The organism is Streptomyces mauvecolor (genome assembly GCF_039532965.1).
In the GTDB taxonomy this organism is placed as follows: domain Bacteria; phylum Actinomycetota; class Actinomycetes; order Streptomycetales; family Streptomycetaceae; genus Streptomyces; species Streptomyces violascens.
Window position 1 is genome coordinate 185,614 of record NZ_BAAASQ010000004.1, and the last position, 24,922, is coordinate 210,535.

Consider the following 24,922-nt stretch of genomic DNA (forward strand, 5'->3'; position numbering starts at 1 on the left):
CCAGGATCCGCCGTCATGAAGGTGCTCCCACGACGGCGCAAAGCCGTCCTGATCAACTCGGTGCTCGGTGTGGCCGTCCTGGCGGGCGCCGGCGGCGCCTACGCGGCGGTGACCAGCCACAGCGACACCCCGGCGCGGGCCGGCTCGAAGACCGTCGAGGTCACCAAGGGCACCGTCCTCGCCACTGTGTCCGGCTCCGGCGCGCTGGCCTCGCCGAGCGACGCCGGGGTGAACTTCACCACCGGCGGCAAGCTCACCGAGGTCGACGTCAAGCCGGGCGACAAGGTGTCCCGGGGCCAGGTCCTCGGCAAGGTGGACGCCACCGCCGCCAAGGAGACCCTCGCCCAGGACGAGGCGTCGCTGACAGCGGCCCAGGCCAATCTCACCAAGGTGCAGGAGGGGCAGCCGAGTTCGAGCACGGGCTCCGGCTCGGGCGGCGGTTCGTCGACGCGGGGCTCCGCCAACACCGCGGCCACCCCGGCCGCCTCGCCGACGGTCGACCCCGCGCAGCTCGCGCAGGCCGAAGCCCAGCTCACCCAGGCCCAGAACGCGGTGGACGCGGCGCAGCGCGCGGTGGACGGGACCACGCTCACGGCCCCGGTCGCCGGGACCGTCGCCTCCGTGTCGGCGAAGACGGGCGACACCGTCACCGGCACCGGCGGCAACGGCACGAGCGGAGGCAACGGCGGCTCGGGCGGCGGCTCCAACTCCGGTTCGGGCAGCGCCAGTTCGTCCTCCTCCTCGGCCCTGTCCGGTTTCGTTGTCCTCACCAACCCGTCCGGCATGCAGGTCACCGCGAACTTCTCCGAGGCCGACGCGCTCAAGGTGAAGCCCGGCCAGGCGGCCACGGTCACACTCAACGCGGAGTCGGGCACGGTCCTCAACGCCAAGGTTCTGTCCGTCAGTTCACTGCCCGTCAGCTCCGGATCGGGCTCCGGCGGGGGCGGCGGCAACAGCAGTTCGGGCAGCGCCGTGCAGTACGCCGCCACGCTCACCATCACCAGCCCCACCACCAACCTGCGCACCGGGCTGAGCGCGAGCATCCAGGTCGTCATGGGCGAGGCGTCCGGAGCCCTGTCGGTGCCGACCGCCGCGGTGACCGGCACCGGCGCCAACCGTACGGTGACCGTGGTCAAGGCCGACGGCACCACCGAGCGCACTCCGGTCACGGTGGGTCTGGAGGGCGACAGCTCGGACCAGATCCTCAGCGGTCTGAACGAGGGCGAGAAGGTGCAGCTGGCCAGCGTGTCCGCGACGGGCAACGGCGGCTTCCCGAGCGGCGCCTTCCCCGGCGGCCTCGGTGGCGGTGGCGCACGCACCCGCGGTGGCGGCGGGGGCGGCGGCGGGGGCGGCGGCTTCCGTGCCGGTGGCGGCGGAGGTGGCCGCGGATGACGTCGCCCCTGTGGCCGCGCACGACCGCGGCGCTGCCCGAGGCGGCGTCCGCCGACGGACCCTGGGCTCCGGCGCCGGTGATCGAGGTGCGCTCGCTGATCAAGACGTACGGGCACGGCGACGCGGCGGTCCATGCGCTCAGCGGGCCCGTGGACCCGGTGAGCGGACAGGCCCTCGGCGTCGAACTCGTCGTCGAGCAGGGCGACTTCGTGGCCGTGATGGGAAGTTCGGGATCGGGCAAGTCGACCCTGATGAACATCCTCGGCTGCCTCGACGTGCCGACCTCGGGCCGGTATCTGCTCGACGGCATCCACGTCGGCGGCCTGGACGAGCGCCAGCTCTCGCTCGTGCGCAACCGCAAGATCGGCTTCGTCTTCCAGTCGTTCAACCTGGTGCCGCGCACTCCCGCGCTCGCCCAGGTCGAGCTGCCGCTGGCGTACGCCGGGGTGAAGCCCGCCGAGCGGCGTCGGCGGGCCGAGGCGGCGCTCACCCTGGTCGGGCTCGCCGACCGGATGGACCACCGCCCCAACGAGCTCTCCGGCGGTCAGCAGCAGCGCGTGGCCGTGGCCCGGGCTCTTGTGACCGCGCCCGCGATGCTGCTCGCGGACGAACCCACCGGAAACCTCGACAGCCACAGCACCGAGGAGGTGCTGTCCGTCGTCGACCGGCTGAACGCGGCGGGGCGCACCGTCGTGCTGATCACGCACGAGGACGAGGTGGCCCGGCACGCCAAGCGGGTCATCCGGCTCGTCGACGGAAGGATCGTCGAGGACGTGCGGCAGGCTCCCGTGGATGGCCCACCGCCCGCCCTGCGCGAGGACGACTCGCTGGTCGGAGGCGGCCGGTGAGCCTGTTCCAGACGCTGCGCTTCGCCTTCGGCGGGCTCGCGGCGAACAAGGTGCGCTCCGCGCTGACCATGCTCGGGGTGCTGATCGGTGTGGCCGCGGTCATCGTGCTGCTGGCCGTCGGCAACGGCTCCTCGCAGGCCGTGAAGGACTCGATCGAGAAGCTCGGCACCAACGCGCTCACGGTGTCCTCGGGGGGCGGCTTCGGCGGCCCGCGCTCGTCCGGCGCCACCGTCACCAAACCGCTGACCGTGGATGACGCCCGCGCGCTCGCCGACCCCGCGTCCGCGCCGCACATCGAGTCGGTCGCTCCGGAGACCACCACATCGCAGACCGCGCTGTACGAGGGCACCTCGCACGCGGTGAGTCAGGTCGTGGGCACCTACCCGGCGTACTTCAAGGCGTCCAACAGCAAGGTGACCAAGGGCGACTACTTCAGCGCCGACGACGTGCTCGGCTCGCGCAAGGTGGCCGTGATCGGCTCGACCACGGCGACCGACGTGTTCGGCACGGCCGACCCGGTCGGCAAGAAGATGACTCTGGGCGGCACGCCGTTCACGGTGGTCGGGGTGCTCGCCACCAAGGGCGGCACCGGGTTCCAGGACCCGGACGACGTGGTGGTCGCGCCGCTGCCGACCGTGCAGAACGCCTTCACCGGCTTCGGCTCGATCGGCCAGATCCTCGTCGAGGCGAAGTCCGCCGACGCGACGACCCAGGCGCAGAACGAGATCACGACCGTCCTGATGGGCCGGCACGGCATCAAGGACCCGAACGCGCTGGACTTCCGGGTCAGCAGCCAGGCCTCCCTGCTCACCACGCAGGCGGACACCAACAAGACGTTCACGGTGCTGCTCGGCGCGGTGGCGGCGATCTCCCTGCTCGTCGGCGGGATCGGCATCACCAACATCATGCTGGTGACGGTGACCGAGCGGACCCGCGAGATCGGCATCCGCAAGGCGATCGGAGCGCCGCGGGGCGTCATCCTCGGGCAGTTCCTCGCCGAGTCGACGCTGCTCTCGCTGATCGGCGGCGGGCTCGGCGTCGCGGCGGGTCTGATCGGCTCGCACTTCACGATCGTCGGCATCAAGCCGGTGATCATCCCCGAATCGGTCGTCGGCGCCTTCGCGATCGCCGTGGCCATCGGGCTGTTCTTCGGCGGCTACCCGGCCAACCGGGCCGCGAGCCTGCGGCCCATCGAAGCCCTGCGGCACGAGTGAACCCCATGTACGGACAGGGAGAGGACATGTTCGGCAACGCCGAGATTTTGGAGAGCGCCGGCCCCGCGGTGACCGGCGATCCGGAGGACATCCTCGCCGAACCACCGGACACCCGGGACATTTCGGCCGAGCTCAGCGCACCTCCGCGCCAGCGGCTTCCGTGGCTGACGCTGGTGCTCTCGGGCTCCCTGGTGGCGGGTCTCGCCTTCGCCGGGGGCGCCCTGGTGGAGAAGAACCAGAGTCAGGGCGGCACGCCGTCCGCGGCCGCCCGTGGCGGCGCCGGGCAGAGCGGTCAGGGCGGCCAGCGCCAGGGCTTCGGCGCCGGGCAGGGCAGCCAGGGCGGCCAGCGCCAGGGTGGAGGCATCCCGGGCGCGGCGGGCGGGCTGACCATCGGTACGGTGAAGCTCGTCGACGGCAGCACCATCTACGTCACCGACACCCAGGGCAACGTCGTCAAGGTCACCACGGCCGGCAGCACCCAGGTCACCGAGTCCAAGAGCGGCAAGGTGTCCGATCTGCAGCCGGGCCAGACGGTGACGGTGCGCGGCAGTCAGAATGCCTCCGGGGACGTCGCGGCGACCACCGTCGCCCAGGGCGGCGCCAGCGGTTTCGGCGGCGGCCGGGGCTGATCACCGAAGACGCCCACGCCGCCACGAGGAGGAAACCGATGGCCCCGACGGACGCAGCCATGCCCGAGGCGAGCCTGCTGGTCGTCGACGACGAGCCCAACATCAGGGAGCTGCTCTCGGCCTCGCTGCGCTTCGTCGGCTTCAAGGTCGTCTCGGCGGCCACCGGGGCCGACGCCCTGGCGGCCGTCGCCAAGGAGCGCCCGGACCTGGTGGTACTCGATGTGATGCTGCCCGACATGACGGGGTTCGCGGTCGTGCGCAGGCTGCGCGAGGAGCCCGGCGGCGGCCCGGGCCCCGACCATCTGCCGGTGCTCTTCCTCACCGCCAAGGACGGCGTCGACGACAAGATCAGCGGCCTGACGGCGGGCGGCGACGACTACGTCACCAAGCCGTTCAGCCTGGAGGAGCTGATCGCCCGGATCCGCGCGATCCTGCGCCGCACCGGCGGCCCGAGCGGCGAGGGCCGCCTGGTGGCGGGCGATCTCGAACTCGACCCGGTGGGCCACCAGGTCCTGCGGGCCGGGCGGCCCGTCTCGCTCTCCCCGACCGAGTTCAAACTGCTCGCCTACCTGATGACCAACGCCGACCGTGTCGTGTCCAAGCCGCAGATCCTCGACCATGTGTGGGCGTACGACTTCGGCGGCGACCTCAGCATCGTCGAGTCGTACATCTCGTACGTGCGCCGCAAGGTGGACTCCGGGGCCGACGGCGCGCCCAAGCTCATCCACACCGTGCGCGGCATCGGCTATGTGCTGCGCCGCCCGCAGTCCTGAGGTGTCCGCCCGATGCTGAGATGCCCCCGATGCTGAAATACCTGCGGGCGCGGCTCGGCCGGCTGCCGCGCCGCTTCGCCGCCCTTTCACTGCGCTCGCGGCTGGTGCTGCTCGCCATGGCGCTGGTGGCGCTCGGGCTGACGGTGAGCGACACCGTCGTCCTGAGCTCGGTGCGTGGCCAGTTGGTGCAGCGCGTCGACCAGCAGCTGAACCGGTTCGGGGACTCGGTGGCGCACCGGGTCGGCGTCGAAGGCACCCCGGCACCGCGCGCGGGCCGGTCCGGCCGGGCCTGGCTGCCCAGCCAGTACGTGATCGCCTTCGCGGCCGACGACGGCAAGGTCACCGAGCAGTTCCGCCAGCCCGTCGCGGCGGGCGACCCCCGGCCGCTGTGGCCGGTGATGGACGCGAAGGCACTGCGGGCCCGGCTGGGCAAGCCCTTCGAAGTGCCCAGCGATCACGGCGGCGGCAGCTGGCGGATGCTGATCGTGCCGGTGGACAGCGGCGACCCGGCGCTCCCCGCGGGCGTGGTCGTGGCGGCGCCCCTGGAAGAAGTCTCCTCCACCGTCGACCACCTGGCCACGGCCTTCCAGCTCATCGGTGTCGTCGTGGCGCTGCTGCTCGGGGTGGCGGGCTGGTTCGCGGTACGGGCGGGCCTTCGTCCGCTCCGCCGCATCGAAGCGACGGCGGCGGAGATCGCGGCAGGCCGCCCCCTCTCGCACCGCATGCCGGACGCCTCACCGCGTACGGAAGCCGGACGGCTGACCAGCGCGCTCAACGGGATGCTGGCGCAGTTGGAGTCGGCGTTCGCGGCGCGCGCCGAGTCGGAGGAGCAGATGCGGCGCTTCGTCGCGGACGCCTCGCACGAACTGCGCACCCCTCTCGCCGGCATCCGGGGCTTCGCCGAGCTGTACCGGATGGGCGCGCTCCCCGACGACGCCGATGTGAAGCGCACGATGGCCCGCATCGAGAGCGAGGCGGTGCGCCTCGGCGGCCTGGTCGAGGACCTGCTCACGCTGGTCCGCATGGACGAGCAGCGGCCGCTCCAGCTCGCCCCGATGGATCTGCGCACCCTGGCGGTGGACGCCCTGCACGACACGAGGGCCCTGGACCCGACGCGCGAGGTGACCCTGACCGGACCGGGCGGCGAGGGGCCGCCCGGGCCCGCCCCGGTACTCGGCGACGAGGCGAGGCTCCGCCAGGTGGTCGCGAACCTCGTCGGCAACGCCGTCGCGCACACGCCGTCCGGCACTCCGGTACGGATCGGGGTGGGCGCCGTGGACGGCCGCGGCCTCATCGAGGTCGCGGACTCGGGCCCGGGTCTCATGCCCGAACAGGCGGCCCGGGTCTTCGAGCGGTTCTACCGCGTGGACGCCTCGCGCAGCCGCCAGACCGGGGGCGGCGCGGGACTCGGCCTGGCCATCGCCTCGGCACTCGTCCAGGCCCACCAGGGGCAGGTGGAGCTGGAGACGGCTCCGGGCGAGGGCGCGGTCTTCCGCGTGCTGCTCTCCGCGGCACCCTGAGCGGCTCCCACTCCCCCGGACCGGCCCGAGTGCGGGCGGCGCCGGGGGCTCCTAGCGTGGGTTCATGATCCGGTTCGAGCAGGTCAGCAAGGTCTACCCGGACGGCACCCGTGCCGTCGACGACCTGTCCTTCGAGGTCGCCGAGGGCGAACTGGTCACGCTCGTCGGCCCGTCGGGCTGCGGCAAGACGACCACGATGATGATGGTGAACCGGCTCATCGAGCCCACGTCGGGCCGCATCCTCGTCGAGGGCGAGGACATCGCCACGCTCGACCCGGTCAAGCTGCGCCGCAGGATCGGCTACGTCATCCAGCAGGTCGGGCTCTTCCCGCACCGTACGGTCCTCGACAACACGGCTACCGTCCCGGCGCTGGTCGGCTGGAAGCGGGCGAAGGCCCGGGCGCGGGCGGCCGAACTGCTCGACCTGGTCGGCCTCGACCCGGCGAAGTACGGCCCGCGCTACCCGGCGCAGCTGTCGGGCGGCCAGCGCCAACGGGTGGGAGTGGCACGGGCGTTGGCCGCAGACCCCCCGGTCCTCCTCATGGACGAACCTTTCGGCGCGGTTGACCCGGTGGTCCGCGAACGCCTCCAGAACGAGTTCCTGGGCCTCCAGGCGACCGTACGCAAGACGGTCCTCCTGGTCACCCATGACATCGAGGAGGCCGTACGGATGGGGGACCGCATGGCGGTGTACGGGTCCGGACGCATCGAGCAGTTCGACACCCCGGCGTCGGTCCTGGGGGCGCCGTCCACGGCGTACGTGGCCCAATTCGTGGGCGCGGACCGGGGGTTGAAGCGCCTGTCGGTGACAGCAGTCGAACCGGACGACCTGGAGCAGCCGCCGGTCGTACGGCTGGGCGAACCCGCGGAGGCGGCGGCGGCCCGGCTGCGCGGTGAAGAGGCGCGCTGGGCGGTGGTGCTCAACGAGGGCGGCGAGCTGCACGGCTGGGTCGCGGCGGACGAGCTCTCCCTCGCGGGTTCGGGCTCGGTCGCCGACCTGGCCCGGCGCATGGAGGCGTGGGTGCCGGTCGGGGCCCCGCTCAAGCAGGCGTTCAGCGAGATGCTGCAGTACGACGCGGGCTGGGTCGCCGTGGTGGACGGCGCCCGCTTCCTCGGCGTCCTGACCCCGGCGAAGCTGCACGAGGCGCTGCGGAGGTCGGTGGACGCGGATGCGCTGGGGGTGGCGCGGGGGGAGGTCGACTTCGACTCGGTCGCGGATGCGTGAGGGTGGCCGCGGTGAGGTTGCCCGCCCACCCACCCATCCGTTCCGCGGGGCCGAATAGGCTCGGCCTCAAAGCCCCCAGGGAGCTGCGCCCCACCCGCCTTCGACCGCGGACCGTGCGCAGTTGCTCGCGCAGTTCCCCGCGCCCCCAAACCCCGTTTCCGGCCGCGGACCGTGCGTGGTGCTCGCGCAGTTCCCCGCGCCCCTGGCAGGGCCGGCCTTGGCGGGGTGGAAAACCCGGGCCCGCATGCGCCTTTCGTTCCGCGGAGCGCGTGGCTACCATCCGGTAGCCCTCGTACCGGGCGCCCCACAACACCCCCCGCTGGAGCCGCCATGCGCCTCGCCCCCGTTGCCACCGCGCTCGCCCTGCTCACCGGCACGATCGCCCTCGCCCCCGCCGCCCGGGCGGCCGCCCCCACCCCCATACCCGTCGTGTTCGTGCACGGCCGCAACGCCGACCCCGGCGTCTGGGGCACCATGAAGGACCGCTTCAGGCAGGCCGGTTACCCCGACGGCGACCTCTTCGCCTGGGGGTACGACTCCAGCCGGTCGACCAACGAGGTGCTGGCCGGCCAGTTCGCCGCGTACGTCGACTCCGTGCGCGCCCAGACCGGCTCCTCACAGGTGGACATCGTCGCGCACAGCCAGGGCAGTCTCCCCACCCGCTGGTATGTGAAGTTCGGCGGCGGCACGCAGGTGGTGCGGCACTGGGTCTCGCTCGGCGGGCCCAACCACGGGACGAGCCTTGCCTGGGCGTGTGCGATCTGGGACCAAGGGTGCCGGGACATGACGCCGAACTCGTACGTCGAGAGCCGTCTGGCGAGCGGCAACGAGACGCCGGGCCCCACGAAGTACGCCACGTTCTGGTCGGACTGCGACGGCTTCATCCTGCCCAACAGCAGCGTGCCGCTGTCCGGCGCCGTCAACACCGACGCCGGCTGCCTCGCCCACAACGACCTGCTGACCGACGCCTCCACCGCTCAAGGCGTCCTCAACTTCCTTGAGCGATAGGTCAGTTGATCCACAGCCCATACATCAAATCAGCCGCTTCGACTTCAGGTAGCCCCTCGCCACGTCCTCCGGAAGCCGCCGCCAGCTGTCGACCTGTTCGTTCAGAGAGGCGAGGTCGGCCGTGGTGAGCACCGTGTTGAGCTTGTCCAGCGCGGCGGTCACCCCCGTGCTGCCGGCACGTGAGCGGTTCACCACCGGCACGATGTAGTCCGCGTTCTGCAGGTGCTTGTCGTCGGCGAGCAGCACCAGGTCGAAGGCGGCAAGCGTGGCGTCGGTCGTGGTGGTCAGGACCATCTGGTCCTGACCACTCTGGACGGCCTGCTTGGCCTGTGTCGTGCCGACTCCCTTGGGGTCGACCGCCGTGACATCAATCCCGTACGTCTTCTTCAACCCAGGTTCGCAGTACGGGCGTTGCACACATTCGTCGCCCGCCGCGAGCCGTACCGGAAGCTTCGCCGCACCGAGGTTGCTGAGCGTCTTGAGCCGGTGCTCGCGTGCGTACGACTCCGCGACGGCGAACGCGTTCTGGTCCACCGCCCTGCCCGGATCGAGGACGGTGAGCCCGCGCGGGGTGGCCAGGGCGCGCAGGGCCGTCATCGTCCGGCCCAGGTCCGGTGAGCCGACCGGCTTGGCGTCGGGCCCGTGGGCCTTGGCGTTGAGCCAGTCGGCGAAGGTGGCCGCGTATTCGGGGACGACGTCGATCTGCCCGCTCTCCAGGGCGGGTTCATAGATCTCCCGGTTGGTCACCGAGAGGATCTTGGTGCTGTAGCCCGCCTTGCCGAGGAGCAGCGCGTACATCTGGGCGAGGACGTCGCTCTCGGTGAAGCCGGCCGTGCCGATCGTCAGGTGTTTGTTGTCGCCGGGCGGTGCGGTGACCGAGCCCTGCTTCTCCAGGCTCGGCCCGGTGGTGCAGGCGGCGACCGCCGTCAGGGTGAGACCGGCCATCAACACGCGCGGGTTCAGCAGCCGCGGCCTCATCCGAAACCGCCCCTCGCCCACTGCGGCGCGAACCGCTGGACCGCCTCGAAGATCCCCTCCACCACCAGCGCGAAGACCGCCACGAGCACGGCGCCCGCGACGACTTGGGGCGTCGAGGCGAGGTTGAACCCGGCCGTGATGATCCGGCCGAGCCCTCCGCCGCCCGCCAGAGCGGCGAGGGTGGCCGTCGCGACGAGCTGGACGGCGGCGATCCGTACACCGGTGAGGATCAGTGGCAGGGCAAGCGGCACCTCGACGCGGAGCAGGAGCTGGCGTCCGGTCATGCCCATGCCCCTGGCCGCCCGCACCACGTCGCGGTCGACCTCGCGCATGCCGACGTAGGCGTTGGTCAGCAGCGGCGGTACGGCGAAGAGGATCAGCGCGACGATCGTCGGTCCCTCGCCGTACTTGCCGAGCGGGGTCAGCAGGAGCAGCGCGAGGATGGCGAAGGTGGGTACGGCCCGCCCTACGTTCGAGATGTTGACGGCGAGCGTCCCGCCCTTGCCGAGGTGGCCGAGGACCAGCGCCACGGGCAGTGCGATGAGGCAGCTGAGCACGAGGCACAGCGCGGTGAGCCAGAGGTGTTCGCCGAGCCGGTGCCAGATGCCGTTCTCGCCGGACCAGTGGGCGGCGGAGGTGAGCCACGACCATGCGTCCGAGAGCGTTTTCATGCGGGCTCCGCCCTGGTCCAGGGCGTCAGGAGCCGCTGGATGCCGAGCAGCACCAGGTCGGCGGCCACGGCGATCACCACACACAGCACGGAGGCGGTGAGGACCTGTGCCTTGAAGTAGGTGTTCATCCCGGAGTAGATCAGGTTGCCGAGCCCGCCGTAGCCGACGATGGCGCCGACCGTCACCAGGGAAACCGCCGAGACGGTGGCGATGCGCAGACCGGCCATGGCGGCGGGCACGGCGAGCGGGAGTTCCACGGCCAGGAGCAGCCGTACCGGCCCGTATCCCATGCCCCGGGCCGCCTGCCGGGTGTCCTCGGGGACGGCGCGCAGCCCGGCCAGGATGTTGCGTACGAGCAGCGTCAGCGAGTACAGGACCAGGCCCGCGACGACGATGGAGGCCGAGAGCCCGTACACGGGGAGCAGCAGCGAGAACATGGCGAGGGACGGGATGGTGTAGAGCACCGTCGTGACGCCCAGTACGGGACCCGCGGCCCAGCGCCAGCGGCGGGCCGCCACGGCCAGCGGCACGGCGATGACCAGGCCGAGGAGAACCGAGACCGCTGTGAGCTGGAGGTGCTGGAGCACCGCGTCCCAGAGGATCTGCCGGCGGCTCGACAGATAGGCGCCGCAGATCCATTCGTTGCGCGCGAGGCAGTCGTCGGGAGGCGCGGTCACCCGTTCATTGGAGCCCGGGGCCCGGGTCGGCCGCGCGTCCTGCTGGGCTGTCCGGGGCATACGTTGTGATACCTGGCCAAAAGGGGGACGCTTGGGGTGAGTGCGGCCGGGAATCACCGGTGCGTCGAGCCACCCGCCCGGTCGGGAATGGGGTGAGTTCCATGCGCGTACTTCTGAAGGCCATCCTCGACACCGAGAAGACCAACGACGCCATCCGCAACGGGACCATGCAGAAGTCGATGCAGTCCGCGCTGGAGGCTCTGAGTCCCGAGGCCGTCTACTTCACCGCTGAGGAAGGCTGTCGCACTGCGTTCATTTTCTTCGACCTGGCGGACACGTCCCAGATTCCGAAGCTCGCCGAGCCGTTCTACATGGACATGGGCGCCAAGATCTCGATCGTGCCCGTCATGAACCGTGAGGACCTGGCGAAGGGCCTTACCGCCCTTGGCCGATAGTCGCCTTCCCTGAGGCCGGACCACAGGGGTGGCCCGGCCCCGCCCGCTAGAACCCCGCGTCGCAGCAGCCGTCGCGGCGCATCAGTCGGCCCACGTCCAGCCAGTCCTCGGCCTTCGCCGCCGCATGCCGCTCGTGCGGCTCGAACGCGGAGACCAGATCGGTGGTCGTGTACGGCACGCCCGCCTTGAGCACTCCGGTGGTGCGGACCAGCGAGCCGAAGTCCGTGAACGGGTCGCCGTCGACCAGCGTGAGGTCGGCGAGCTTTCCGCGCTCGACCGTGCCGAGGTCCTTGTCGAGCCCGAAAAGCCGGGCCGGCAGAACGGTCGCGGTGCGCAACGTCGCGGCCGGTGAAAGGCCGCCCAAGTGCAGGGCTCGCAGGCTCAGATGGAGGGAGAGCCCGACGGGGACGAGGGGCTGGTCCGTGCCAAGGGCCACGAGTCCGCCCCCTTCGAGCACCCGGCGGTAGACGTCGGTCTCCTTGCGCAGGGTGGCCAGTTGGGCCGGGCTCGGTGACGTGCCCGCCGACTGCTTCACGGCCGCCGAGTCCCAGGGCGGCATCACGGTGGTGACCCGCGAGTCGTCGGCGAGAGCGGGGTCCGAGCCGAGCAGCGGCGCGGAGGTGAACGGCGTCACGATGAGCGCGAAGTTGATCCCGCGGGCCGTGTAGATCTCGATGACGTCCTCGTAGGCCTTGCCCGTGGCGGAGGTGGCGTGCCCGAACTCGGCCCGCTGCGTGGCCAGTAGATGGGTCGTCAGATCCTGGCCGACTTCCACTCCCGGCGAGACGAGATGGCTGCCCGAGCGCACGCCGAGCCTCTCGTGGGCGAACCGGGCGGCTTCCTGCATGATCCAACTGGGCGCCCTCACATAGGTTTTGACGAAGTCCCAGTCGAGTGCGGCGCCGCGTTCCAGGGAGCGCCGGAGCCCGGCCTCGGTGCGGTGGACGCGGCCCATGCTGTAGGCGACCCGGGATCCGTCGAGCAGTTCGCCGGTGGCCAGCAGGCGCGGCCCGGCGAGCTGTCCGGTGGCCACGGCCTCGCGGATGCGGGCCTGTTCGTAGGCGAACCCGCCGAGCGACACGGCGGTGGTGATCCCGTACGTGAGCTGGCCGACGGTCTGGCGGCCGCCGTAGGTGCTCTGCCACGGGTGGGTGTGGGTGTCCCAGAGGCCGGGCAGGACCGTGCGGTCGGATGCGTCGACGGTCCGCTGGGCGCCGCGCTTGCGGTGGGGTTCGACGGAGGCGATGCGTCCGGCGCGTACGACGATGTCGACGTCGTCCCGCACGGAGTCGCCCGTGCCGTCCCAGAGCCGTCCGGCGTGCACCACGGTGTCGGCGGGTGCGGGCCTGCGCTGGTCGAGGGCGACCCGCACGGTGCGGGCGGCGCCGCCGTCGACGCCGACGATCCGCAGCCGTGCGCCGGACAGGTAGAGCAGCGTCTTGGAGTCGCCCGACCAGGAGGGGTGGTCGGCGGGTTCGGCGGTGAGGGTGCGCGGCGGGCCCTGCGGGGTGCCGTCGGGAGCCACGGGCAGCAGGCACAGCGCGGATTCGACGACGACCGCCATCCAGCGGCCGTCGGGCGACCAGACGGGCCCCGAGTCGTAGCGGTCGGCGATGGAGACGTGCGGGGCCACCGCGTGCAGCTTGTCCGCGCCGGTGGTGGTGTCGACGACCCGGATGACGTTGTAGCCCTCGCGGAAGCGCAGGTTGAGCCGGTTGCGGTCGCACAGCGCGACATAGCGTCCGTCGGGCGACCAGGTGGGCCGGCCGGGCAGCCCGCCCGCGCCGAGCGGGGTCACCAGGACGCGTTCGGCACCGCTCGCCAGGTCACGTACGACGAGCCGCCCGGACATGTCGATGGCGGCGAGGCGTTTGCCGTCGGGCGAGAGCGCCGGGTGCACCCGGCCGCCCGTCGCGAGCGCGCTCTCCTCACCCGTGGCGAGATCCCGCCGGTAGACGCCGAGCAGCCCGTCGCGGTCGTCGGCGTACAGGAGCGAGCGGCCGTCGCGCGCCCAGACCGGTCCGAGGAGGTAGCGGGTCGTGGGCGACTGGCGCAGCCGCTCCGGCGGCCGGGAGCCCGACGTGTCCGTGATCCAGAGCGAGTTGAGGGCCGCGAAGGCGATGCGCTTGCCGTCGGGGGACAGCGCGGGCAGGTGGATGCCGCGCACCGGGCGCACCCGGTCCTCGCCGAGGTCGTACGACTTGACCTGGTAGCGCGGCCGGTCGACGGGCAGCTCGCCCGCGAACGGAATGGCCTCGGGCTCCGCCGGGTTCTCCGGGCGCAGGAGGGTGAACCGGCCGTCCAGGGTGAGCAGCAGTTCGCCGTCGGCGGTCCAGCGCGGGGGCACGGGGGCGATGTCCCCGGCCACCGGGACGGGCTTGCCGTCGACGACGAGTGTGCAGGAGGCGTTGGGCGCCGCGGTGGTGCGCAGGTAGGCGAGGCGGCGGCCGTCGGGCGCGAGGGCCGGGGCCATGACCTGGGCGTTCTCCGTCTCGGTGTGCTCGACGGTGACCGAAGCACCGATGCTCTGTGCGGGGACGGCGGCGACGGTCCTGGCCTCGACGCCGAGCCCGAACGGCGCGGTGACGGCTTTGGCGCGGACGAACAGGATGCGCCTGCCGTCGGGCGACCAGGTGGGGTCGAAGTCCTCCCATGGGCCGTCCTGGAGCGGGCCGTCCTGCCCGGAAAGCCCGGTGAGTCTGGTCAACCGGCCCGTGCGCAGGTCGAGTTGATGGATGCGGTACGGGCTTCCGGCCACCGGGTCGCCACCTCGTTCGGAGGCGAAGACGATGCGTGTGCCGTCGGGCGACCATGCGGGACCGCGGTCGTCCCACGGTCCGTCGGTGCGCTGGCGCACATCGGTGCCGTCGGGCCGCATGGTCCAGATGTGGTAGCCGCCGCCCTTGTAGGCGCAGAACGCGACGAGCTCGCCGTCGGGAGCGTGGACGGGCCGGGTGGGTTCGAGTCCGGCCGGGGTGAGCGGCTCGGCCTTGCCGCCTGCGCGGGGCAGCGACCACAGGACGTCCTGAACCTCCGTGATCAGATGGTCCCCCGCGGGCGAGAGGCTCGCCGCGCCGTTGGTAGAGGCCGTGAAGGAGAGGGAGAGTCCGGTCCGCGGCGCGGCCAGGGCGGGGGCGGGCACGGCGCCGACGGCGGTGACGGCCCCGGCGGCGCCCGCGGCGGCGAGGAGTTGGCGGCGGGAGAGGGAGAGGGGGGTGGCGGTGTTGTCACGGTCCATGACACAGCACGCTCGCGCACCGTACGGCGCAGGGGCAACACCGCTATTCCCGCCATATGGGTACAGGCTCCCGTCAAACCGCTTCAGAATCAGCCCACTTGGGCCTCCAGTCCGGTGGTGTGGACCTCCAGTACCGTGACCGAGTACGGCGCGAAAGTCGCGGTGAAGGTGGGTGCCATTCCGTTGACGGTGCGGCTGCGCGGGACGACCGCGAGCGGGTCGGCGAGCGTGTTGGTCGCCTGGGGATGCGCCCCCGCGAGCACGGTGACGGCGGCCGAGGCGTCGGTGCGGGCGACCCCTTGCAGGGTGACGGTGGTCTTGCGGGCGGTGCCGCCCGTGTTGATCACGGCGAGGTAGATGCGGCGGGCGCCCGGGTCGTGGGTGGTGACGACGTTGAGCCCGGGCAGGGCGCGCACCGCGGTGGGCAGGACGACGGTGCCGCGCCGGGTGAGCAGGAGCTGCTGGGCGTAGTAGCTCGGCGAGTTGTAGCTGGTCAGCACGTCGTAGGCGATGAGGTTGGTGGCCCAGGTGTTGTCGCGTACGTGACTGAGGAGCGGGGCGTACGACTCCATCAGGACCTGGTCGGAGTTGCGGATGATCCCGGTGAGCCAGGAGGCGTCGCCGAGCGCGGCGTTGAGGTCGGGGGTGGGCCGGCCCTCCTGCGAAGCCCACTCCCCTACGAACACCTTGGGGCTGTTCCGGTCGCGCCGGTCGTACTTGTGGGATCCGGCCTGGAAGGCGGACGGCGACTGGTAGTAGTGCTCGTCGATCAGGTCGTACGGGCGGGATGCCACCGGAGTCGTGGCGATGAGCTTCAGCGCGGGGAAGCGGGCCCTGATCGCGTCGTGGAACGCCGCGTAACGCTCCTCGTAGGAGCCGGACCTGTCGAACCAGTCCTCGTTGCCGATCTCGACATACTCCAGAGGGAACGGCCTGGGGTGGCCGTCGGCGGCGCGGCGGGCGCCCCAGGTGGAGGTGGCGGGGCCGGTGATGTACTCGATCTGGTCGACGGCGTCCTGCACGAAGGGCTTGAGGGCGTCTCCGGTGACGTGGGCGCCCTGGAGCGAGTATCCCGCGTACACGCACAACAGGGGCATGCAGCCCAGGTCCTCGGTCATCTGGAGGTATTCGGGCAGGCCGAGGCCGTCGGTGGACCAGTAGCCCCAGGCCGAGTTGTGGTGGCCCGGGCGCTGCTCGACGGGGCCGATCGTCTTCTTCCAGTCGAAGCGGTCGGCGATGACGTTGCCTTCGAGGTAGTTGCCGCCGGGGAAGCGCAGGAACTTCGGTTCCAGAGCGGCGAGTTTCTCCATCAGGTCGACGCGCAGCCCGTTCCTGCGGCCCTTGTAGGTGGGCGGGAAGAGCGAGACCTGGCTCAGCCACTGCGTGCCGGGCGCGGAGGTGGTGACGACGAGGCGGGCGTTCGCGGTGGTGGGGGCGCCGGCAGCGGTGCGCAGGGTGAGCTCGTACTTGCGCCAGGATCCGGCGAGGGGACCGGTGACGCCGGTGGCGTGGACCTTGCCGTCCGTGCCGACGATGGCGACGGTCAGCTTCCCCGTGGAATCGGCCGACTTGGCATAGAGGGAGGCGCGGTACGTGGTGGACGGGCGGACCGGGATGCCCCAGTAGCCCTCGTTGGCAACGCCGTCGCCCGCCGCCTTCGCGGTCACGCGCAGGGACTGGGTGAGGGCGGAGTTGAGCGGTTGGGCGGTGTCGATGGCCAGGGTCGCGTTGCCGGTGGCGCTCCAGTGGAGCGGGGTGGCGGCGGCCATGAAGCTGCGGTTGTTGACGAGCTCGGCGTACAGGCCGCCCTCGCCGCTGTGGTTGATGTCCTCGAAGAAGATCCCGCCGAGTCCGGTGCCGACCTGCGGGCCGGGGCGGGTGGTGTCGACGGTCAGGAGGGGCTGGGTGGAGTCGACGGGTACGCCCGCGAGTGCGGCGGCATCGGTCGCGGTGAGAGCGGTGTCGAAGACCTGGACGTCGTCGATGAGAGCGCGGGCCTGGTCGACCCGGGCCCCACCGAACAGGCCCCGGCCGACCACGGTCGCCCCGGTCGCACGCCAGCCTGCCGCGTAGGGCACCTCGCCTTCGAGGACGCCGTTGACGTAGAGCCGTATGACTCCGGCCGCCGTGTCATCGACGCCGAGCAGGTGGTACCAGACGCCGGTCACGGGCGCGGAGGCCGCGCCGGCGACGCCCGCCCCGCCGTTGGCCGAGGTCGAGTCGGACGGCAGCCGGGTGAACGCGAACGCCCCTGTGTCATCACGGAGTTGCAGATAGAACCCGCTCACCGAGAGCCCGTCGACCGAGACGAATGTCTGGTACCCGGCGGTGCCGGTGAGCCGCACCCACACGGCGACGCTGAAGCTCTTCGACGTGTCCACCACGGGGCCGGACGCCGATGCGTTGCCGCCTGCCGAGACGTCGAGGGCGGCCGCGCCGGACTTCGCGGCGCCCCACTTCGCGCCGTCGCCGAGGGTGAGCGTGCGGCCGTGTCCGGAGCTGTCGGCGGCGGTCGTGCCCGCGCCCTCGTCGAAGGCCCAGTGGGCGACGGGAGCGGGCAGCGCCGACTCGGCGGCCCGCGCGGGGGAGGCCGCGAGGGCGGGGCCGATCGCACCGGACAGCGGTAGCGCGCCGAGCGCGGACACGACCGCTCTGCGACTGGGTCCGGAGGCCGGGGCGGGGGTGGGTTGTGTCATGCGGGTGCTCCTCAACTCTCGCCGGGGGTTCGAGATTTCGGACGACGTTCTGCATTTCGACGCCCGGGAGCATTCCGCCTTCCCTGCCCCCACGTCAACACCCCAGGAACGGCCCGGAACGGTTCACGTCCGACCCATTGACACTCTCGGCCGCACGTCATTACCGTCACGCCAGAATTTCGAACGCATGACGAAATATCGAACGTCACGGACAGCAGCCCCTGGGAGCAACTGCCTTGCGAATCACGGGAATCAGCACCCATGTCGTCGGGACCCCCTGGCGAAACCTCAGCTACGTCCAGGTCCACACCGACGAGGGCCTCACCGGCGTCGGTGAGACCCGGATGCTCGGCCGCACCGACGCGCTGATCGGCTATCTCCGCGAGGCCGAGGCCAACCACATCGCGGGATCGGACCCGTTCGCGATCGAGGACCTCGTGCGGCGGATGAAGTACGGCGACTACGGGCGGGCCGGCGAGATCGTGATGTCGGGCATCGCCGTGGTGGAGATGGCCTGTTGGGACATCAAGGGCAAGGCACTCGGCGTCCCGGTGTGGCAGCTGCTCGGCGGCCGGGTGACCGACCGGGTCAAGGCGTACGCGAATGGCTGGTACACCACCGAGCGCACCCCGGAGGCGTACCACAAGGCGGCGCAGGCGGTCGTCGAGCGCGGCTACCGGGCGCTGAAGATCGACCCGTTCGGCACCGGCCACTTCGAGCTGGACCGCCAACAGTCCCTGTACGCCGTCTCGTTGATCGAGGCGGTGCGGGACGCGATCGGTCCGGACACCGAGCTGATGCTGGAGATGCACGGCCGGTTCTCGCCGGCCACCGCGATCCGCCTGGCCCATGAGCTCGCGCCGTTCGGCCCGGCGTGGCTGGAGGAGCCGGTGCCGCCGGAGAACCTCAAGGCCCTGGCGAAGGTCGCGGGCAAGGTCGACATCCCGGTCGCGACCGGCGAGCGCATCCACGACCGGATCGAGTTCCGCGAGCTCTTCGAGTCGCAGGCCGCCGACATCATCCAGCCTGATGTCGGCCACATCGGCGGCATCCTGGAGACCAGGAAGCTCGCCGCGACCGCCGAGACGCACTACACACTCGTCGCGCCGCACAACGTGGGCGGCTCGGTGCTCACCGCGGCCTCACTCCAAGTGGCGGGATGCACACCGAACTTCAAGATATTGGAGCACTTCAACGACTTCGCGGACGCCGAGATCAAGAAGGTGGTCAAGGGCGCCCCGCAGGTGGTCGACGGCTACTTCGATCTGCCGGATGCGCCGGGTCTCGGCGTCGAGCTCAATGTGGACGCCGCGGCCGAGTTCCCCCAGCAGCAGGCCCGGTTCGACCTGTGGGCCGAGGGCTGGGAGAAGCGCGACCCCTCGGGGGGACGCGGATGAGCAGCCGCGCGATCGTCGTCGACGCGCCGGGGCGCCACCGCCTCGTCACCGGGGAGCGCCCCGAGCCCGGCCCGGGCGAGGTCGTGGTGCGGGTCGCCGCCGCGGGGATCTGCATGAGCGACCGCGAGGTGTACGACGGCCACCGCGCCCCGGGCTATGTGCGCTACCCGCTCACGCCCGGCCACGAGTGGGCCGGGACCGTGGAGGCGGCGGGGCCGGGCGCGGACCCTGAACTCCTCGGGCGCAGAACGGTCGCCGAAGGCTTCCGCACCTGCGGCACCTGCGAGCGATGCCGGCACGGCGAGACCTCGCTGTGCACAGCGAGGTACTCGGAGACGGGGTTCACCCACCCCGGCGGCTTCGCCGACCATGTGGTGGTCCCCGCCCGCCTTTTGCACCCGCTGCCCGACGACGCGGACCTGTGCGCCGCCGCCCTCCTGGAACCGGCCGCCGTGGTCGCCGCCGCCGTGCGGGCCGGCGCTCCCGAGCCGGGCGAGCGGATCGCGGTGCTGGGCGCGGGCACCCTGGGCCTGCTCGCCGTGCAGCTCCTGTCCAGCTACTCCCCCGGCGAGCTGGCCGTGATCGACCCCCGCCTCGAACGGGCCGAGCTGGCCTGCCACATGGGGGCGACCGAGGCCCGCACGCCGGAGGTGTCCCACGATGTGCGCGGCCACTTCGATCTCGTGGTCGAGACGGCGGGCGCACTGTCCACCGCCGCCGACGCGACCCTGCTCGCCCGGCGCGGCGGCCGGGTCGTCCTCACCGGAATGTTCGCGCCGGGCGCCACCGGGATCGACCCCGTGCACCTCTCACTGAGCCAGCTCACCGTGCGCAGCGTCTTCGGCGCCTCGTCGGCGGCGTGGTCCTTCGCGGTGCGCGCGTACGTCACCGGGCAGCTCGACCCGGCGGCACTGATCACCCACGAGTTCCCGCTCGACCGGTACGCCGATGCGCTGGCGCTGGTGGGCGGCGGCGACCCGAAGACCGGAAAGGTCCTGCTGCGCCCCTAGGACGCGGCTTCCTGCCCTATGGCGTCCCGCCACGTGGGTCCACGCCACATGGGTCAGCACCACATTGCTTCGCGCCACATAACCCCCGGCCACGTGGGTCCGGCCACATAGCCACCGATCACACGCCCCTCCCACATACAGGGCCCCGCAGGGCCCCCTACCTCACCCCCTTCGCCCCTTCGCCCCACACCCAATGACCCGAACCATGTTCGAGATACCGAACACCACGAAGGCCAGCCCACACAAGGAATCCTGCCTGTGACCGACACTTCAGCCCCCTTCCCCACACCCCCGGGACCCCGCCGCCCCGGCGAGCGGGCCCTCACCGCGCTCGGCCTGGCCGCACCCGCCGACAACCCCGCCGACTCCTCCCCGCACGTCTTCCCCGACGGCGGCTCCTGGCGCACCGAGATCCCCTCGGTCGAGGGCCCCGAGGCGCTCGCGATCGTCCTCAAGGAGTCCTCGCGGCTCGACGTGCCGGTGCACCGGGTCAGCCAGGGCAGCGGCGTGTGGATGCTCTCCGACGCCGAGATCACCGAGATGGCCGGGGCCTGCGCGGAGCGCGGCATCGAGCTCTGCCTCTTCACCGGACCGCGCGGCGTCTGGGACACCGGCGGCTCCACCCGTACCTCATCGGGCGGCGCCGGGCTGCGCGCCCGGGGGCACGACGCGCTCGCCGGATGCGTCGAAGACGCCCTGCGGGCAACGGAGTTGGGCGTCCGGTGCCTGCTCGTGGCCGACGAAGGCGTGCTGTGGACCCTGCACCGGCTGCGCGAGCTGGGCCTGCTGCCCGCGGACACCACCCTCAAGGTCTCGGCACTGATCGGCCCGGTCAACCCGGCATCCGTCTCGGTGTACGAGCGGCTCGGCGCGGACTCCGTGAACGTGCCATCGGATCTGACAGCCTCTCACTTCACCGAGATCCGGCGGGTGTCGGGCGTGCCGCTCGACCTGTACATCGAGGCGCCGGACGACCTCGGCGGCTATGTGCGGATGTACGAGGCGGCCGAGCTGATCCGCCGGGCCGCCCCGCTGTACCTGAAGTTCGGCCTGTCCAGGGCGCCCGGCATCTATCCGTACGGCGCGCATCTGCGGGATGCCGCCCTGGACACGGCGTGCGAGCGCGTGCGGCGCGGCCGGCTCGTGCTCGACCTGCTCGCCCGGCACGGCGCCGACGGCGGCATGTCCCCGCTCGGCTCCCGCCTCCCCGGCCCCCTCAACCGCTTCTCCCTGAAGGACTGATGACCGTGCGCCGCATCCGCAGAACAGCACTCGCCCTCGTCGCCGGCTCCCTCGCCCTCGCGCTCGCCGCCTGCGGCCAGAGCAGTGAGGGCGGCAGCAAGGACACCAAGAAGGGCGGCAAGGGCTCCACCATCGGCATCGCGATGCCGACCAAGTCGTCCGAGCGGTGGATCAACGACGGCAACAACATGGTCAAGCAGTTCCAGGACCTCGGCTACAAGACCGAGCTCCAGTACGGCGAGGACAACGTCGACCAGCAGGTCGCCCAGATCGAGAACATGATCACCAAGGGGGTGGACGTCCTGGTGATCGCCGCGATCGACGGCCGCGCCCTGAGCGACGTCCTCAAGCAGGCCGCCGACCAGCACATCAAGGTCATCTCCTATGACCGGCTCATCCTCGGCACGCCGAACGTCGACTACTACGCCTCCTTCGACAACGAGAAGGTCGGTGTGCTCCAAGGGACGTACATCATCGACAAGTTGGGGCTCAAGGACGGCAGCGAGAAGGGCCCGTTCAACATCGAGCTGTTCGCCGGGTCGCCGGACGACAACAACACGCGCTACTTCTTCCAGGGCGCCCTCAAGACCCTCAAGCCCTACCTCGACAAGAAGCAGCTCGTGGTGCGGAGCGGGCAGACGAACCTCAACCAGGTGACCACCCTGCGCTGGGACGGCGCGACCGCGCAGAAGCGCATGGACGACCTGCTGACCAAGGCGTACTCCTCGTCCCGCGTCGACGCCGTGCTCTCGCCCTACGACGGGATCTCCATCGGCATCCTGTCCGCGCTGCGCTCCGGCGGCTACGGGACCGCCGCCAAGCCGTATCCCGTGGTGACCGGGCAGGACGCCGAAGTCGCCTCGGTGAAGTCGATCATCGCGGGCCACCAGACGCAGACCGTCTACAAGGACACCCGGGCGCTCGCCAAGCAGGCCGTGCAGATGGCCGACGCCGTGCTGAACGGCAAGACGCCCGAGGTCAACGACACCAAGACGTACGACAACGAGAAGAGGGTCGTGCCGTCGTTCCTGCTCAACCCGGTCAGCGTCGACAAGTCGAACTACCAGTCCGTGCTTGTGGATTCGGGCTACATCAAGGCGAGTGACCTGAAGTGAGCGCACCCGCACACGAGGGTCCCGCCGTCCTTGAGATGCGTTCCATCGTCAAGACGTTCCCCGGCGTCCGTGCGCTGTCCGACGTGTCGCTGACCGTCGCGCCGGGCGAGGTGCACGCGGTCTGCGGGGAGAACGGCGCGGGCAAGTCGACCCTGATGAAGGTGCTCAGCGGGGTTCATCCGTACGGGAGTTACGAGGGCGACATCCTCTTCCAGGGCGAGCCCTGCGCCTTCAAGGACATCCGGGCCAGCGAGGCGCGCGGGATCGTCATCATCCACCAGGAACTCGCGCTCGTGCCCTATCTGTCGATCGCCGAGAACATCTTCCTCGGCAACGAGCACGCCACCCGCGGGATCATAAGCTGGCACGAGACCCTGAAGCACGCGTCCCGGCTCCTGAAGAGGGTGGGTCTGAGCGAGCACCCGCAGACCCGGGTCGCGGACATCGGTGTCGGCAAGCAGCAGCTGGTGGAGATCGCCAAGGCCCTCTCCAAGGAGGTGAAGCTCCTCATCCTCGACGAGCCGACAGCCGCGCTGAACGACGACGACAGCGCCCATCTCCTGTCCCTCATAAGGGAGTTGAAGCAGCAGGACATCACGTCGATCGTCATCTCGCACAAGCTGAACGAGATCGCGGCGGTCGCCGACTCCGTCACCGTCATCCGTGACGGCCGCACCATCGAGACCCTCGACGTGCGGGACCCGGCCACGACCGAGGACCGGATCATCCGGGCCATGGTCGGCCGCGACCTCGACCACCGCTTCCCCGACCGCACCCCGTACGACGGCGATCCGGGCGCACACCCCGCCCTGGAGGTACGCGGCTGGACCGTGCACCACCCCATCGACCAACAGCGCAAGGTGGTCGACAACGTCTCCCTGCGGGTGCGACGGGGCGAGATCGTCGGCATCGCGGGCCTGATGGGCGCCGGCCGCACCGAGCTCGCGATGAGCCTGTTCGGCCGCTCCTACGGGCGCAACATCAGCGGCTCGGTGTGGAAGGACGGCCGCGAGATCCGGACGCGGACCGTGCCGGAGGCGGTGGGCCACGGCATCGCGTACGTCACCGAGGACCGCAAGCAGTACGGCCTCAACCTCATCGACACCATCGCCCGCAACATCACCACGTCCGCGCTCGGCCGGGTGTCGCGGCGCGGGGTCGTCGACGAGCACGAGGAGCGGCGGGTCGCCGAGTCGTACCGCACGTCCATGAACATCAAGGCTCCCACCGTCTTCGAGCAGGTCGGGCGGCTGTCCGGCGGCAACCAGCAGAAGGTCGTGCTCAGCAAGTGGATCTTCGCTGGTCCCGATGTGCTGATCCTCGACGAGCCGACCCGCGGCATCGACGTGGGCGCCAAGTACGAGATCTACACCGTCATCGACCAGCTCGCGGCCCAGGGCAAGGCCGTCGTCTTCATTTCCTCGGAACTCCCCGAACTGCTCGGCATGTGCGACCGCATCTACACGATGGCGGCCGGCCGGCTCACCGGTGAGGTGCCGCGGGCCGAGGCGACGCAGGAAGTGCTGATGCGCCACATGACCACGAACAACATGACCACGGACAAGAGGTAGTCGCCATGGGTCCGGTCACCACCGACACCCCCAGGAGCGCCCCGTCGGCGCCCGTTTCCCCGCGTCCGGCGCCTGCCGCGCTGCTCCTTTACGCGGCCCGCCGCAACATGCGCCAGTACGGGATGCTCGTCGCGCTCGGCCTGATCGTCGTGCTGTTCCAGATCTGGACCGGCGGGGTGCTGCTCAAGCCGAACAACGTCACCAATCTGGTGCTCCAGAACAGTTACATCCTGGTGCTCGCCATCGGCATGATGATCGTCATCATCGCGGGCCACATCGACCTGTCCGTGGGCTCGCTGGCGGCGTTCGTGTCGGCCGCGTGCGCGGTGATGATGGTCGAGCACCAGGTGCCCTGGGTGCTCGCGCTGGTCGTGGCGCTGGCCATCGGGGCGGTCGCGGGCGCCTGGCAGGGATTCTGGATCGCGTACGTCGGGATACCGTCGTTCATCGTCACGCTGGCCGGAATGCTGTTGTTCCGCGGCGGCACCCAGATCCTGCTCGGCTCGCGCTCGCTCGGTCCGTTCCCCGACGGCTTCCAGAAGATCTCCACGGGCTATCTGCCGGCGGTCGGCCCGGACACCAACTACCACAATCTGACGCTGCTGTTGGGTCTCACCCTGATCGGGGTCGTCCTCGTCCAGGAGGTGCGGTCCCGGCGGCGCCAGCGGGCGTACGAACTCGATGTGCTGCCCCGGGGCCTGTTCATCACCAAGTGCGTGGCGATGGTGGCCGCCGTCGCCGCCTTCACGATGACGCTGGCCAGCTACCGCGGTGTCCCGGTGGTGCTGCTCCTGCTCGCGGCGCTGCTCATCGGGCTCGGTTTCGTGATGCGCAACGCGGTCGTGGGGCGCCATGTGTACGCGCTCGGCGGCAACCAGGCCGCGGCGAAGCTGTCCGGCGTCAAGGACAAGCGGGTCACGTTCTGGGTCTTCGTCACCATGGGTGTCCTGGCGGCGCTGGCCGGCGTCGTCTTCGCGGCCCGCCTCAACGCGGGCACGCCCAACGCGGGCGTCAACTTCGAGCTGGAGGCCATCGCGGCCTCGTTCATCGGCGGCGCGTCGATGAGCGGAGGCGTGGGCACGGTGTTCGGCGCCGTCATCGGCGGCCTGGTGCTCGGCGTGCTCAACAACGGCATGTCCCTGGTGGGCATCGGCACGGACTACCAGCAGGTCATCAAGGGGTTCGTGCTCTTGGCCGCGGTCGGCTTCGACGTCTACAACAAGCGCAAGGTCGGTTCCTGAGTCCCTCGGATGTCCCAAGAAG

General features: G+C 71.1%; 20 protein-coding genes. 15 read left to right on the forward strand and 5 right to left on the reverse strand.

Annotation, left to right across the window (positions count from 1 at the left end):
- The first annotated feature begins 15 nt into the window (after positions 1 to 15).
- The 8 genes from ABD346_RS03975 to ABD346_RS04010 all read left to right on the forward strand — a co-directional run bounded on the left by ABD346_RS03975 (position 16) and on the right by ABD346_RS04010 (position 8,609).
- Entirely contained in the window at positions 16 to 1,392 is a 1,377-nt protein-coding gene (locus ABD346_RS03975) for an efflux RND transporter periplasmic adaptor subunit (RefSeq protein ID WP_344371538.1), read from the forward strand.
- On the forward strand, positions 1,389 to 2,240 hold the full coding sequence (locus ABD346_RS03980) for an ABC transporter ATP-binding protein (RefSeq protein WP_344371540.1): 852 nt from the start codon (positions 1,389 to 1,391) through the stop codon (positions 2,238 to 2,240). Before ABD346_RS03975 ends, ABD346_RS03980 begins: the two co-directional genes overlap by 4 nt.
- A complete protein-coding gene (locus tag ABD346_RS03985; RefSeq protein WP_344371543.1) occupies positions 2,237 to 3,454 on the forward strand; it encodes an ABC transporter permease in 1,218 nt (405 codons plus the stop codon). Before ABD346_RS03980 ends, ABD346_RS03985 begins: the two co-directional genes overlap by 4 nt.
- Positions 3,455 to 3,480: 26 nt before the next feature.
- Complete coding sequence (locus ABD346_RS03990; RefSeq protein WP_344371546.1) at positions 3,481 to 4,083, forward strand: DUF5666 domain-containing protein; 603 nt, start codon at positions 3,481 to 3,483, stop codon at positions 4,081 to 4,083.
- 38 nt (positions 4,084 to 4,121) lie between these two features.
- Entirely contained in the window at positions 4,122 to 4,856 is a 735-nt protein-coding gene (locus ABD346_RS03995; protein WP_344371547.1) for a response regulator transcription factor, read from the forward strand.
- Positions 4,857 to 4,885: 29 nt separating this feature from the next.
- Entirely contained in the window at positions 4,886 to 6,376 is a 1,491-nt protein-coding gene (locus tag ABD346_RS04000; protein WP_344371550.1) for a sensor histidine kinase, read from the forward strand.
- Positions 6,377 to 6,440: 64 nt separating this feature from the next.
- The gene (locus ABD346_RS04005; protein WP_344371552.1) at positions 6,441 to 7,601 is read left to right on the forward strand and encodes an ABC transporter ATP-binding protein; all 1,161 of its coding nucleotides are present in this window, start codon (positions 6,441 to 6,443) and stop codon (positions 7,599 to 7,601) included.
- Positions 7,602 to 7,931: 330 nt separating this feature from the next.
- Positions 7,932 to 8,609, forward strand: a complete 678-nt coding sequence (locus ABD346_RS04010; RefSeq protein WP_344371553.1) for an esterase/lipase family protein — start codon at positions 7,932 to 7,934, stop codon at positions 8,607 to 8,609.
- Between the two features lie 24 nt (positions 8,610 to 8,633).
- Here ABD346_RS04010 and ABD346_RS04015 read toward each other — a convergent pair whose 3' ends face one another.
- From ABD346_RS04015 to ABD346_RS04025, 3 genes are read right to left on the reverse strand one after another with little or no spacing between them, the layout of a single operon-like run.
- Positions 8,634 to 9,587 (reverse strand): ABC transporter substrate-binding protein, encoded by a 954-nt coding sequence (locus ABD346_RS04015; protein ID WP_381227173.1) that lies wholly within the window; start codon positions 9,585 to 9,587, stop codon positions 8,634 to 8,636.
- Positions 9,584 to 10,258: an ABC transporter permease gene (locus ABD346_RS04020; RefSeq protein ID WP_344371555.1), complete on the reverse strand. Its 675-nt coding sequence runs from the start codon at positions 10,256 to 10,258 to the stop codon at positions 9,584 to 9,586. The genes ABD346_RS04015 and ABD346_RS04020 overlap by 4 nt, the downstream gene beginning before the upstream one ends.
- Complete coding sequence (locus ABD346_RS04025) at positions 10,255 to 10,935, reverse strand: ABC transporter permease (protein ID WP_344371557.1); 681 nt, start codon at positions 10,933 to 10,935, stop codon at positions 10,255 to 10,257. Before ABD346_RS04025 ends, ABD346_RS04020 begins: the two co-directional genes overlap by 4 nt.
- A 161-nt stretch (positions 10,936 to 11,096) precedes the next feature.
- Between ABD346_RS04025 and ABD346_RS04030 the strand changes: the two genes are divergently transcribed.
- A complete protein-coding gene (locus ABD346_RS04030) occupies positions 11,097 to 11,390 on the forward strand; it encodes a hypothetical protein (RefSeq protein ID WP_344371559.1) in 294 nt (97 codons plus the stop codon).
- Between the two features lie 46 nt (positions 11,391 to 11,436).
- Here the strand turns inward: ABD346_RS04030 and ABD346_RS04035 are convergent, their stop codons facing one another.
- Together ABD346_RS04035 and ABD346_RS04040 are read right to left on the reverse strand one after the other, a co-directional pair.
- Entirely contained in the window at positions 11,437 to 14,628 is a 3,192-nt protein-coding gene (locus ABD346_RS04035) for an amidohydrolase family protein (RefSeq protein ID WP_344371560.1), read from the reverse strand.
- Between the two features lie 89 nt (positions 14,629 to 14,717).
- The gene (locus ABD346_RS04040) at positions 14,718 to 17,324 is read right to left on the reverse strand and encodes an alpha-L-arabinofuranosidase C-terminal domain-containing protein (RefSeq protein ID WP_344371562.1); all 2,607 of its coding nucleotides are present in this window, start codon (positions 17,322 to 17,324) and stop codon (positions 14,718 to 14,720) included.
- Positions 17,325 to 17,560: 236 nt separating this feature from the next.
- On the opposite strand from ABD346_RS04040, the gene ABD346_RS04045 reads away from it, so the two are divergent.
- The 6 genes from ABD346_RS04045 (at position 17,561) to mmsB (ending at position 24,900) form a co-directional block, all read left to right on the forward strand.
- Positions 17,561 to 18,721, forward strand: coding sequence for a mandelate racemase/muconate lactonizing enzyme family protein (locus tag ABD346_RS04045; RefSeq protein WP_344371564.1), 1,161 nt, complete (start codon positions 17,561 to 17,563; stop codon positions 18,719 to 18,721).
- The gene (locus tag ABD346_RS04050; RefSeq protein WP_344371566.1) at positions 18,718 to 19,731 is read left to right on the forward strand and encodes a zinc-dependent alcohol dehydrogenase; all 1,014 of its coding nucleotides are present in this window, start codon (positions 18,718 to 18,720) and stop codon (positions 19,729 to 19,731) included. Before ABD346_RS04045 ends, ABD346_RS04050 begins: the two co-directional genes overlap by 4 nt.
- A 258-nt stretch (positions 19,732 to 19,989) precedes the next feature.
- A complete protein-coding gene (locus ABD346_RS04055) occupies positions 19,990 to 20,973 on the forward strand; it encodes a hypothetical protein (RefSeq protein ID WP_344371567.1) in 984 nt (327 codons plus the stop codon).
- Positions 20,973 to 22,088, forward strand: coding sequence for a multiple monosaccharide ABC transporter substrate-binding protein (gene chvE, locus ABD346_RS04060; RefSeq protein ID WP_344371569.1), 1,116 nt, complete (start codon positions 20,973 to 20,975; stop codon positions 22,086 to 22,088). Before ABD346_RS04055 ends, chvE begins: the two co-directional genes overlap by 1 nt.
- Positions 22,085 to 23,659, forward strand: coding sequence for a multiple monosaccharide ABC transporter ATP-binding protein (gene mmsA, locus ABD346_RS04065; protein ID WP_417801270.1), 1,575 nt, complete (start codon positions 22,085 to 22,087; stop codon positions 23,657 to 23,659). Before chvE ends, mmsA begins: the two co-directional genes overlap by 4 nt.
- 5 nt (positions 23,660 to 23,664) lie before the next feature.
- The gene (gene mmsB, locus ABD346_RS04070) at positions 23,665 to 24,900 is read left to right on the forward strand and encodes a multiple monosaccharide ABC transporter permease (protein WP_344371571.1); all 1,236 of its coding nucleotides are present in this window, start codon (positions 23,665 to 23,667) and stop codon (positions 24,898 to 24,900) included.
- Positions 24,901 to 24,922 lie beyond the last annotated feature (22 nt).